We start from the raw sequence: 13234 nt of genomic DNA on the forward strand, positions 1-13234 counted from the left end.
CCAAAACTAAGACTTATTCCTAGCTCTCTAAGTCCTTATCTCATCCTTTTTGTTAAAAATTTGATTACATTTTGCCGAACGGGAGACATCGACATGATTGGCAAAAGCACCCTCACTTTAGATAGCACATACCGCTTTTGGCGTCGTAAATTGATGCTATCAATGATTGTTGGCTACGCCGCTTTTTATCTAACCAGAAAAAGCTTTAATTTTGTGATGCCCGTTATGCAGGTGGAGTTGTTTTTAGACAAAAGTGATATCGGCTGGATTGCGACTGCCTTTTATTTGACTTATGGCATCTCAAAATTTATTTCTGGCATTTTTCACGATATCACAGGTTATCGCTGGTTTATGGGAGTGGGTCTAGTGATGACTGGTCTCCTGAATATCCTGTTTGCCTATTGTTTGTCTTTTCCTGCATTACTGATTGTATGGACACTAAATGGTTTTTTTCAAGGCTGGGGATGGCCTCCATGCGCACGTATCTTAACTCATTGGTATTCACGCAATGAAAGAGGTTTTTGGTGGGGGCTATGGAACATATCCATTAACTTAGGTGGCATGTCACTCCCCTTATTAACAGCTTGGTTAGCAACGAGTTATAGCTGGCAGATGGCATTGATTGTACCCGGTATTATTGGTGTTGTGATTGGTCTATGGCTGTGTCGGCAGCTCAAAGGGACACCACAGCAAAGTGGTCTGCCCACAATCGGGCGATGGCGGCATGATGTTTTGGAGTTAAGACAAGAAAGGTTATCACCGCCACAACCTATGCTAACCATATTAAAAGAAACCATTTTATTTAACAGAATGATTTGGTTGCTCGGTTTTTCTTACATTCTGGTTTATTTGATACGCATTGCAATAAATGATTGGGGCAACCTTTGGTTATCAGAAACCCACGGGGTCAATTTACTCAGCGCCAATGCCACCTTATCACTGTTTGAGCTAGGTGGTTTGCTCGGAGCACTTTGTTCTGGCTGGGGTTCTGATCTGCTGTTTCGCGGGCAACGTGCGCCAATGATTTTACTTTTTTCGTTAGGATTAGCGATTTCAGTAAGTGCACTGTGGCTCACGCCGATTCATCACTATGCCTTACTGGCAGCCTGTTTTTTTAGTATTGGCTTTTTTGTATTTGGGCCACAAATGTTAATCGGTCTAGCTGCAACAGAATATTGTCATAAAAATGCAGCTGGAACGGTAACTGGTTATCTCGGCTTGTATGCCTATTTAGGGGCGGCAATTGCGGGATGGCCACTCTCTCAGGTCATAGCACATTATGGTTGGTCAGGCATGTTTGCTTTACTTGCCAGTGCTGCGGCACTGATGGGATTACTGCTAATGCCACTTTTGATTGCGAATGTCAGCAAACGTGAGCACTTAGCCGGTACTGTTTCACTATCCGATGATAAAACCTGATAAAAAGGACTGAAAATGAAACTGAAAACCCTTACTACCCTTATTGCAGCCGGCTTGTCTTTAGCGGCAATTTCAACAACCACTTCAGCCGCGGGTCGATTAGTTGTCTATTGCAGTGCCACCAACGCCATGTGTGAAACTGAAACCCAAGCTTTTGCTAAAAAATATGATGTAAAAACCACCTTTATTCGTAATGGCTCAGGCAGTACATTAGCAAAAATCGAAGCTGAAAAACGCAACCCTCAAGCCGATGTCTGGTATGGCGGTACGTTAGATCCTCACTCACAAGCAGGTGAAATGGATCTACTACAACCGTATAAATCACCTAATCTAGAGCAAATCATGCCGCAATTTCAAGATCCGGCAAAACGCAAAGGTAACTATTCCTCTGCGGTTTATATTGGCATTTTAGGCTTTGGCGTGAATAAAGATCGTTTAAAAGAAAAAGGTCTACCAATTCCCACCTGCTGGAAAGATCTCACCAAACCTGAATATAAAGGCGAAATTCAAATTGCCGATCCACAAAGTTCGGGAACCGCTTACACCGCGCTGGCAACTTTCGACCAACTGTGGGGCACCGACCAAGCGTTTGATTACCTCAAGAAACTAAATAGCAATATTTCTCAATATACCAAATCAGGCATCGCACCTGCACGTAACGCTGCACGTGGTGAATCGGCGATTGGTATTGGTTTCTTACATGACTATTCATTAGAAGTTGAAAATGGCGCACCATTAGAATTGATTGCACCTTGTGAAGGTACAGGCTATGAAATTGGCGGCATCAGTATTTTGAAAAATGCGCGTAACCTTGATAATGCGAAGCTGTTCGTTGATTTTGTATTATCAAAAGAAGCGCAAGAGCTAAGCTGGAAAGAAGGTAAATCATATCAGATCTTAACCAATACAACGGCTGAATCTTCGCCTGTTTCATTAAAACTGAATGATTTAAACCTGATCAACTACGATATGGATAAATACGGCGACGCTGATGTCCGTAAAAACCTGATCAACAAATGGGTTACTGAAGTCAAAATGAGTAAGTAATCGCTTGAAGGGAGCATCTATCACGATGCTCTCATTTCTGCAAAACAATAATAATGATGTCAACATTCGGGGGATTTATGTCTCACACCCTTACTTTGCCTAAAAAACAGGGAAGAGACACCATTTTCTTTTGGTTACTACTGGCATGGCTAGGATTTGCGTTACTGCCATCGTGGAGCTTAGATTATGGTGTTCTCGACTCAACGCAAGATGAAATACTTGCCGCTTATGGTTGGAGTAGCGTAAATATCAGTTGGATGTGGTTTTTACTGCCTTCGCTCCTATTTATTCGCCCTATCTATGCTGCTGATAGATATCATAAAACACGACACTACCTTGATATATCTATTGCTGCCATCACGGCTATTGCCGTTGTCGTTTCTGCCATTTTTGAAGGTAAAGGCTTAGGCTATTCATCTATCATGCTATTTATCTCATTAGGCATGATCATGACACTCGCCTTAACACGATTAGAGTGGCTAGGTGGAGACCAATTTGTTATTGGCTCACTGATCACTATTGTGGCCGTTATCGCTTTATTTATTGTCTTTCCTAGCGTTGCCATTTTTATCCCTATGTTTACGGATAGCAATGGGGACTTTGCGCCATTTGCATTTGTCGCGATATTGACTCAATCTCATATCGTCCAAGTGATTATTAACTCGGTTTTCCTATCGCTGGCGGTGGGTGCAGGCTGTACTTTCTTTGGTTTGATCCTCGCGATTTATACCTCAAGAATTGCCAAACGTTCTGCTATCATTGGCCGCGTGTTCTCTATTTTGCCGATTGTTACCCCACCTTTTGTCGTTGGCCTAGGTGTCACATTGATGATGGGGCGCTCAGGTTATATTACTGAGTTCCTTGCAACCTATATGGGGTTAGAAAATACCAACTGGCTGTATGGTTTTACAGGTATCTGGTTAGCACAGGTTCTCGCCTTTACTCCAATGTCATTTATGATTTTAGATGGTGCAATCAAAACGATCCATCCATCACTCGAAGAAGCCTCTTATACGCTGAGAGCTAATCGCTATCAAACTTTCTTTAATGTGTTTATGCCTCTGTTAAAACCAGCTTTGGCCAACGCATTTTTGATCGTCATCGTTCAATCTCTCGCCGATTTTAGTAACCCACTAGTATTAGGAGGTAACTTTGACGTCTTAGCGACGCAAATTTATTTCTACATCACAGGATCACAACTCGATTACCAAGCTGCAAGTACCCTAGGTGCTTCATTATTGGTTTTCTCACTGCTCGTTTTCTGCGTGCAATATATGTGGATAGGCAAACGTTCCTATGTCACGGTGTCAGGTAAATCCTATCGTGGTGATGTTCAGCCACTCCCAACTTCATTAGTCACATTAGTTACCACTTTCCTCACCATTTGGGTGGTATTCAATGTGTTATTATATGGCAGCATTTTCTACGGTAGTTTCACGGTTAACTGGGGCGTTGATTACACCCTAACCCTAGACAACTTTATAAAACTCTTCGGACAGGGAATGAGTGATGGTGCATGGCCATCATTGTTGGATACCTTATTGTATGCGGGTATTGCCGCCCCAATCACCGCAATCTTAGGGCTATTAATTGCCTATATTGTGGTACGCCAAGAATTCCGCGGAAAAAAAACCATCGAGTTCACCACGATGTTATGCTTTGCCGTACCCGGAACAGTCGCAGGTGTTTCTTATATTTTGGCCTTTAATGATTCACCTTTCTATTTAACAGGCACTGCTGCAATTGTGATCATCTCAATGACCATGCGTAACGTTCCTGTAGGGATCCGTGCTGGTATTGCAGGCTTAGGGCAAATTGATAAATCCCTTGATGAAGCATCACTTAGCTTACGAGCGGGTTCAATGAGAACCATTTTCCATATTTTATTACCCTTGTTACGCCCTGCGATCCTCTCTGCGCTGATCTATAGCTTTGTTCGTGCCATAACTACCGTCAGTGCCATTGTGTTCTTAGTTACCCCTGATACTCGCGTTGCAACCGCTTACATCTTAAATCGTGTTGAAGATGGTGAATACGGCGTTGCTATTGCTTATGGCTCGATCCTGATTGTGGTAATGCTCGCAATTATTTTCCTATTTGACTATTTAATTGGCGAAGCCCGTGTTTCACGTTCCAAAGCCAAAAATGCACAGTAATCATGGAGTAACTAACATGACCCAACAAAATTTTGTTGAACTTAAAAATGTGACTAAACGCTTTGGTAACAATACGGTTATCGATGATTTAAGTCTTTCTATTCCACAAGGCAGTATGGTGACGTTATTAGGTCCATCCGGTTGCGGAAAAACCACGGTTCTGCGCTTAGTTGCCGGCCTTGAAAAACCTACCGAAGGCCGAATGTTTATAGATGGTGAAGATGTTACTGACCGTTCTATCCAACAGCGTGATATCTGTATGGTGTTTCAGTCCTACGCCCTATTCCCTCATATGTCTTTAGGGGACAACGTCGGGTATGGTTTGAAGATGCTGGGTTTACCTAAAGCAGAAATTAAACAACGGGTGGAAGAAGCTTTGGAGTTGGTTGATTTAGCTGGCTTCTCTGATCGTTTTGTTGATCAAATATCTGGGGGCCAACAACAACGTGTCGCCCTCGCCCGAGCGCTGATTTTAAAACCAAAAGTACTGTTATTTGATGAGCCACTCAGTAACTTAGATGCTAACTTACGTCGTAGCATGCGCGAGAAAATTCGTGAGTTACAACAGCAATTTAATATTACCTCATTGTATGTGACACACGATCAAAGCGAAGCTTTTGCCGTTTCCGACATGGTTTTGGTAATGAACAAAGGTAAAATCATGCAACTTGGCTCACCACAAGAACTGTACCGCCAACCCGCTTCTAAGTTTATGGCCAGTTTTATGGGCGATGCCAATATTTTCCCTGCAACACTCACCAGTGATAGCGTGAATATATTTAACTATCATTTACCACGCCCAAGTCAATTAACGTCTGATAAAACAGAAGTAACTGTTGGCGTTAGACCAGAAGCCATTACCCTGAGTCTACAAGGTGAAGAAAGCCAACGCTGCACCATTTCACATGTAGCCTATATGGGGCCGCAATATGAGGTAACAGTCGATTGGCATGGCCAATCAATGCTATTACAAATCAATGCAACACAGCTTCAACCTACGGTAGGGGAAAGCCTTTACCTACAAATACATCCTTACGGTATGTTTATACTCGAATAGAAAACTAACTATTTTATATCAATAAAAAAAGCGGTAACGCAATGCGCTACCGCTTTCTCAATACATTAAACTCGAAAATTAGCCTAATTGTTTACGTGCGTTACGGAAAATACGCATCCATGGACTATCTTCCCCCCAATTTTCAGGGTGCCATGAGTTGCTCACTGTACGGAATACACGCTCAGGATGTGGCATCATGATCGTTGCACGGCCATCAGTAGAAGTCACGGAGGTAATACCATTAACTGAACCATTTGGGTTTGCTGGATACTGTTCAGTCACTTGCCCATAGTTATTCACAAAACGCAGTGCGACCAGTGAACTATTTTCCAACTGTTGAATATGGGCAGGGTTACGTGCTTCAACTAAACCTTCACCATGTGAAACAGCAATTGGCATACGTGATCCGGCCATATCTTGTAGTAATAATGACGGACTTTTCACCACTTCAACTAAGCTAAAACGCGCTTCAAAACGCTCTGAGCGGTTACGAACAAATCGTGGCCATAAATCTGCACCAGGGATCAGCTCATGTAAGTTAGACATCATCTGGCAGCCATTACATACCCCAAGGGATAGTGTGTCTTGACGTGCAAAGAAAGCAGCAAATTCATCGCGAACACGTGAGTTAAAGAGGATAGATTTAGCCCAACCTTCACCCGCCCCCAATACGTCACCATAGGAGAAGCCACCGCAAGCCACCAGTGTTTGGAAACCCGCTAATGATAGATTGCCTGACAATAAATCACTCATATGCACATCAATTGCGTCAAAACCCGCGCGGTCAAATGCAGCTGCCATTTCTACATGTGAGTTAACACCTTGCTCACGCAATACTGCGACTTTAGGGCGTACACCTGACGAAATATAAGGAGCTGCAATATCATCAGCAATATCAAAGGTTAATTTAGTGTTCAGCCCCGGATCTTGGCTGTCTAACTTAGCATTATGCTCTTCATCAGCACACACTTCATTATCACGCAAACGCTGCATCTGCCATGTTGTCTCTGCCCACCACTCACGCAGTGTGCTACGTGATTCACGGTAAACCACAGTATCACGGCTATTGATCACCATCGCATCGTCTTGTGTCGCAGTACCTAAATAATGCACACACTCAGCAAGCCCGACGTCAGCAAAACAAGCTTCAACATATTGTCTATCTTGTTGCTTAATTTGAATGACCGCACCTAACTCTTCATTGAATAGAGCCGCTAAAATATCTTCATCAAATTCGCTGATATCAACATTCACACCACAATGACCAGCAAATGCCATTTCAGCTAATGTGACAAATAGGCCACCATCAGAGCGGTCGTGATACGCTAACAGTTTTTGTTCTGATAGTAAGTTTTGGATCACAGTAAAGAAACCTGATAGCAACCGAGGGTCACGAACATCAGGGGCTTTATTGCCTAGTTGGCGATACACCTGTGCCAATGCTGAACCACCCAATGCATTATGACCCTGCCCTAAATCAACTAACATTAAAGCAGAATCTACATCCGTTTTTAATTCAGGTGTCACGGTTAAACGCACATCTTCAACACGGCCAAATGCACTGATCACCAATGATAATGGTGATGTCATTTCACGCTCTTCGCCATTTTCTTGCCAACGTGTTTTCATTGACATGGAATCTTTACCAACAGGGATCGTCAAGCCCAGCGCAGGACAGAGTTCCTCACCTACCGCTTTAACCGCCTGATAAAGGCCTGCGTCTTCGCCAGGGTGCCCTGCCGCAGACATCCAGTTTGCAGACAATTTTACTCGTTTCAGATCTTGCACATAAGAACAAGCAATATTGGTCAACGCTTCCCCTACGGCCATACGAGCAGAAGCGGCAAAATCTAATAATGCAATCGGTGTTCTTTCACCAATCGACATCGCTTCACCATAATAGCTATCAAGGCTGGCGGTAGTAACGGCACAGTTAGCGACAGGGATCTGCCATGGACCAACCATTTGGTCACGAGCGACCATGCCTGTGACCGTACGGTCACCAATCGTGATCAAAAATGTTTTCTCTGCAACGGCAGGAAGATGTAAAACACGTTTTACTGCTTCATTTAAATTGATTGATGTTCTATCCAACGCATCTGATTTTGCTTTCAATGTGCTGACATCACGCAACATTTTTGGTGTTTTGCCTAATAGCACATCAAGGGGCATGTCGATAGGTTGGTTATTGAAATGTTCATCGTTCAATACCAGCTCACGCTTTTCAGTCGCTTCACCGATAATGGCGAAAGGTGCACGCTCACGCTCACAAATAGCAGTAAATAGTGGGATTTGCTCAGGAGCGACCGCTAATACATAACGCTCTTGTGATTCATTACACCACACTTCCAGTGGGCTCATGCCTGGCTCGTCATTTAATATTTTACGCAGCTCAAAACAACCACCACGGCCACCATCGCTGACTAATTCAGGCATCGCATTCGATAAACCACCCGCCCCAACATCATGAATAAACAGAATTGGGTTAGCATCACCAAGTTGCCAACAATTATCGATCACCTCTTGGCAACGACGCTCCATCTCAGGGTTGTCACGCTGTACAGAAGCGAAGTCTAAATCTGCATCTGATTGTCCTGATGCCATTGATGATGCCGCACCGCCACCCAAACCAATATTCATTGATGGTCCACCAAGAACAATCAGTTTTGCACCAACGGGGATCTCACCTTTTTGCACATGATCAGCACGAATATTACCAATACCACCCGCTAACATGATTGGCTTATGGTAACCGCGTAGCTCTTCGCCATTATGGCTATTCACTTTTTCTTCGTATGTTCGGAAGTAACCTAAAAGAGCAGGACGGCCAAATTCGTTGTTAAAGGCAGCACCACCCAGTGGCCCCTCTAACATAATATCAAGTGCAGTCACAATACGTTCAGGCTTACCAAAGTCCTCTTCCCACGGTTGCTCAAAACCAGGAATACGTAAGTTAGAAACGGAAAAACCCACTAAACCTGCTTTCGGTTTTGCCCCACGACCAGTGGCACCCTCATCGCGAATTTCACCACCAGAGCCCGTAGCTGCGCCCGGCCACGGAGAAATTGCCGTTGGATGGTTATGGGTTTCTACCTTCATTAAAATATGTGCATCTTCTTGATGATAACGATAAGTGCGCCCATCCGCTTCAGGGAAGAAACGCCCTACCGAAGAACCTTCCATAACCGCCGCATTATCTTTGTAAGCTGACAATACATAATCAGGCGTGGTTTCAAAGGTATTTTTAATCATTTTAAACAGTGACTTAGGCTGTTCTTTACCATCAATGATCCAATCTGCATTAAAGATTTTATGGCGGCAATGTTCTGAGTTTGCTTGCGCAAACATATACAATTCAACATCGGTTGGATTACGTTTTAATTGATTAAAGGCCGCTAACAGATAATCGATTTCATCATCAGCAAGGGCTAAGCCCATTTCTAAATTTGCTTTTTCAAGTGCTGAGCGACCATGAGCAATGATATCCACCACCTTCATTGGTGTAGGTTGATGATGAACAAAAAGCGCTTGCGCTTGTTCAAACTCACTGAAGATGCTTTCCATCATGCGGTCATGCAGCAACCCTGCAACTTCCAGCCATTGCTGCTGCGATAGCCCTTCAGCCTGAACGTAATAAGCTGTACCACGTTCAATTCGTTCAACTTGAGATAAACCACAATTATGAGCAATGTCTGTCGCTTTAGATGACCAAGGGGAAATGGTGCCTGGGCGTGGGGTAACTAAAATCAACCGCCCAAAAGGCTCATGCTCTGCGAGAGAAGGACCATACTTTAGCAAACTACGCAGCTTGCCTTGCTCGCTATCACTTAGAGGCGCTGATAGTTCAGCAAAGTGCATATATTCAGCATAGATATCCGTAACGGGAAGCTGTTTTTCAGCGAACAACGCCAAAAGGCGAGTAATACGAAATGCTGATAGAGCAGGTGAACCACGCAAAATTTCCATAGTCTTAATTTCTCTCATTTAAACGCCAGCCCTGATCATGAAAGCAGGGGAACCGGAACACATTATAGAGCAATGTTCATCAATACGAAACCGTTTGCGTGACTAAAAATAAAGCAAACCGTTAAATATTATTAGGAGTGAAATAACACGATATTGGTTGCACAGATCATAATTGTTGAGCAAAATGTCCAAATACTGGGAATATAACCATTACTTATAATAATTTTACTATTACAAACCCATGCTCCTCCGAACGACAGGCGGGAAATGACAATATCAATAACCGTCCTCGTGATATGATCCGGATAGCTACTGCATTAACTAAGCGAAAACAACAATATGCAGTCCAAAGGTTTACATATGAGATATATTTTTGAATAACATCAAGGTCAACTATTTAATCATTGTGATTGTGGCATTGTTAGCTGCGCTAATTATTGGGCTGAGTATTCGCTGGCCAAGTACGCCAAACAATCAACTAAATCAAATCATCTCTCGAGGTGAGTTGCGTGTGAGCGCTATTAGCTCCCCCCTCATTTATCTTGATGATGATGCAAACCTACATGGATTTGATTATGAACTCGTGCAAAGTTTTGCCGATTATCTTGAAGTGAAATTAGTTATCACCATGCGGCCAACCGTTGAACTGATTTTTAACGATCTGGAGAACGAACAAGCTGATATTGGTGTGGCAGGGCTACTTTATAATCAAGAACGCTTGCAAAAAATGAAAACAGGCCCCAGTTATCTCAATGTCACACAGCAATTAGTTTATCGAAAAGGTTCTACGCGACCGAAAAATTTTAATGACCTTAATGGCAGGTTCGTTGTTATGGCGGGCTCAGCTCATGCCAGCACCTTAAAAGCATTAAAAGAGACATATCCCAATTTGGTATGGGAAGAAACAACCGATCTTACAACTAACCAACTATTAGAAATGGTCGCTGAAGGGTTGATTGATTATACCCTAGAAGATTCCATCTCAGTGGCTTTACAGCAACGAGTTCACCCTGAGATTGCAGTCGGGTTCGACTTAGTCGATGATCATGCTGTCACTTGGTATATGAAAAGGCTCAATGATGACAGCCTCAATGCTGCATTACTGGATTTTTTCAATGCCAGTAATGAGGCGGATTTATTAGCTAGATTGGATGAAAAATTCTTTAGTCATGTTGGAACCTTTGATTATTTTGATACCATTTCATTTATTAATGCGATCAACAACAAGCTTCCTAACTACCAGCCTCTATTTGAAAAATACGCTAGAGCCGTTGATTGGAAGCTATTGGCTGCTGTTGCTTGGCAAGAATCTCACTGGGATCCACTCGCAACATCACCAACAGGTGTTCGAGGGTTAATGATGCTCACAAAACCAACAGCTGAAACCATGGGTATCGCCGATCGATTAGACGCTGAAGAAAGTATTAAGGGAGGTGCTGCTTACCTTGAATATTTAATGCAGCGGCTACCTGTATCTATTGCGGATGATGATAGGGTTTGGTTTGCTTTAGCCGCTTATAATATGGGATATGGCCATATGTTGGATGTGAGAAAACTCACCGAAATGCAAGGTGGTGATCCTGATCGCTGGTTAGATGTAAAATCTAGATTGCCATTACTCACACAGAAAAAATATTATTCACAATTGAATTATGGCTACGCACGAGGCCATGAAGCTTATCGCTATGTAGAGAATATTCGTCGTTACCATCAAAGTTTAGTGGGCTATTTACAAAATCAAGATAAAAAACAGCGCTCATTAGCTATAGCGGAGAAATCATTAATTTTATTTCCTCCACTATTAACACCTAAACAAGAAAACACCCCTCAAGAAAATGAGAAAAAACCTGATATAAATCTGAAAACAACAGAGACGGAGCAAGGGGCAATGCAAGAAAAAGTGAGTCTCAAATATGCTCAGCCAACTCAGTCGCAATACAAACTACCGCCTATTTCACCACCTAGCGACAAGCTATCTTTAGGGCAATATTTTCTTTCAGCGACCCCTGATAACGATATAAGAACTGAAGTCGAATCAATAAATTAATATCATATTATAAATTTGCTTAATTATAATTCTACTCATCACTATAATTAAGCAAGCGTTTTTGTTCCTTTTTCTGCGCCCTTCTCATTTTAAAAAAAGCACTCAGCATTGTGGAGCAGCTCTCCTCGAGTACTCCCCCTGTCACCTCAAGATAATGATTCAAACCAGGTCGCTCCATGATATTAATAAACGAGCCACAAGCACCTGTTTTGAAATCTTTAGCACCATAAACTAAACGGCTTATACGACTATGGATCATTGCCCCTGCACACATAATACAAGGTTCTAAAGTCACATAGAGAGTAGTATCTAATAATCGATAATTACTGAGTGCTTGTCCACCTTGCTTAAGTGCCATTATTTCTGCATGGGCGGTAGGATCATGATTTTCAATTGAACAATTCCAACCTGACGCAACTAGTTGGTTATTTTTAACTAACAAAGCACCTACAGGGATCTCCCCCGCATCTTGAGCGTTTTTAGCCAATTCTAAAGCGCGCTTCATCCAGTACTCATCGATTTCTGCTTGCGTCACACGAACCTCTTAACTGTATTTTTAATACAATTATACTGAAAATAATTAGAGTTGAATAATGTATCGATGATAACTGAAGAGAAATTGACTTAAGTCGCTACCTAAACAAGCAAAATGATAGCAACTTAATCAATGATATGATCTGTTTAGCAATATCAGTTGTCTACCTTAATGACTAAAGATAGCCAATTTTGCAGCAAATCCCATAAAGAAGGTTCCAACTGTACAGTTCCCTAATTTGGCTAACACTTGCTTTTCGCGTAAAAAGCGCGCTATTAAATAGCCACTAAAAATAAGCAAACTAAGATACATAAAACTAACTAATTCAAGGATTGATGCCAATACTAAATACGGTACCCAAGCATGACTATAGCTAAAATCAATGAATTGTATAAAAAAGGAAATGTAAAATAAAATGGCTTTAGGATTCGTTAAACTCAAAATCAAAGCACGTGTAAAAATTTTCTCCGATTTTACAACGACTGGCTCATCATCAGCATTGGGGATCTTTTTCTGCCAAAAAGTTGCATAAAGGATCTTACAGCCTAAATAAAGTAAGTAGGCTGCGCCCAAATAACGTACAATCATAAACAAGGTTGGAGATGCTTTAATCACCGACGCTACGCCAATGAACGAAAGAAAAATTAAGGCAGCATCACCAGTAAAAACGCCTAAAGCAGCTCGATAGCCAGCTCGAGTCCCGTGTGAAGTACTTGATTTTAATACATATAAAGAATTTGGCCCCGGTACAATGATAATTAAAACTAAACCCGCTAAATAGGTCCAGAAGTTTAATACACCAAAACTTTCAAACATGATGATGATCCTATCGTTTTTTGCTTATTATTAACATAATCCTCAGCAGTTGTGAATATTAAATTGTTTAATTATTTTACAAGCATTTATATATGTGAAATAGACTAACAATAAACATTATTTCTAAATGATTTTTAAATGAATAATATAAATGTGCTTAAACATTACTACATTCAATTTAAATATTAAGA

At 41.9% G+C, this 13234-nt stretch carries 8 protein-coding genes; 5 read left to right on the forward strand and 3 right to left on the reverse strand.

The genetic code is table 11. The annotated features are described in order from the left end of the window. The first annotated feature begins 60 nt into the window (after positions 1-60). The 4 genes from uhpC (at position 61) to fbpC (ending at position 5679) form a co-directional block, all read left to right on the forward strand. Positions 61-1419, forward strand: coding sequence for an MFS transporter family glucose-6-phosphate receptor UhpC (gene uhpC / locus SC428_RS18035; protein ID WP_410003656.1), 1359 nt, complete (start codon positions 61-63; stop codon positions 1417-1419). A gap of 15 nt (positions 1420-1434) precedes the next feature. After that, entirely contained in the window at positions 1435-2466 is a 1032-nt protein-coding gene (locus SC428_RS18040; protein WP_070930045.1) for an ABC transporter substrate-binding protein, read from the forward strand. Positions 2467-2543: 77 nt separating this feature from the next. Further along, positions 2544-4622 carry an ABC transporter permease gene (locus SC428_RS18045; protein ID WP_140180287.1) on the forward strand — a complete coding sequence of 693 codons (2079 nt, stop codon included), beginning with the start codon at positions 2544-2546 and terminating at the stop codon, positions 4620-4622. Between the two features lie 16 nt (positions 4623-4638). Further along, positions 4639-5679 carry a ferric ABC transporter ATP-binding protein gene (gene fbpC / locus SC428_RS18050; RefSeq protein ID WP_070930043.1) on the forward strand — a complete coding sequence of 347 codons (1041 nt, stop codon included), beginning with the start codon at positions 4639-4641 and terminating at the stop codon, positions 5677-5679. A gap of 78 nt (positions 5680-5757) precedes the next feature. Here fbpC and purL read toward each other — a convergent pair whose 3' ends face one another. Continuing rightward, positions 5758-9645: a phosphoribosylformylglycinamidine synthase gene (gene purL / locus SC428_RS18055; RefSeq protein WP_318709482.1), complete on the reverse strand. Its 3888-nt coding sequence runs from the start codon at positions 9643-9645 to the stop codon at positions 5758-5760. A 373-nt stretch (positions 9646-10018) separates the two neighbouring features. Here purL and mltF point away from each other — a divergent pair, with 373 nt between their 5' ends. Further along, complete coding sequence (gene mltF / locus SC428_RS18060) at positions 10019-11692, forward strand: membrane-bound lytic murein transglycosylase MltF (RefSeq protein WP_318709448.1); 1674 nt, start codon at positions 10019-10021, stop codon at positions 11690-11692. A 31-nt stretch (positions 11693-11723) separates the two neighbouring features. On the opposite strand, the gene tadA is transcribed toward mltF, so the two are convergent. Next, positions 11724-12227, reverse strand: a complete 504-nt coding sequence (gene tadA / locus SC428_RS18065; RefSeq protein WP_140180284.1) for a tRNA adenosine(34) deaminase TadA — start codon at positions 12225-12227, stop codon at positions 11724-11726. A 168-nt stretch (positions 12228-12395) separates the two neighbouring features. Beyond that, the gene (gene leuE, locus SC428_RS18070; RefSeq protein WP_272581205.1) at positions 12396-13043 is read right to left on the reverse strand and encodes a leucine efflux protein LeuE; all 648 of its coding nucleotides are present in this window, start codon (positions 13041-13043) and stop codon (positions 12396-12398) included. Between the last annotated feature and the right edge of the window lie 191 nt (positions 13044-13234).

Source organism: Providencia sp. 2023EL-00965 (assembly GCF_033550225.1).
Taxonomy (GTDB): domain Bacteria; phylum Pseudomonadota; class Gammaproteobacteria; order Enterobacterales; family Enterobacteriaceae; genus Providencia; species Providencia manganoxydans.

Excerpts from the sequence above, each read along its gene's own strand:
- SC428_RS18040 (WP_070930045.1), top strand. The coding sequence starts at position 1,435 with ATGAAACTGAAAACCCTTACTACCCTTATTGCAGCCGGCTTGTCTTTA.
- purL (WP_318709482.1), bottom strand. The coding sequence starts at position 9,645 with ATGGAAATTTTGCGTGGTTCACCTGCTCTATCAGCATTTCGTATTACT.
- fbpC (WP_070930043.1), top strand. The coding sequence starts at position 4,639 with ATGACCCAACAAAATTTTGTTGAACTTAAAAATGTGACTAAACGCTTT.
- SC428_RS18045 (WP_140180287.1), top strand. The coding sequence starts at position 2,544 with ATGTCTCACACCCTTACTTTGCCTAAAAAACAGGGAAGAGACACCATT.
- leuE (WP_272581205.1), bottom strand. The coding sequence starts at position 13,043 with ATGTTTGAAAGTTTTGGTGTATTAAACTTCTGGACCTATTTAGCGGGT.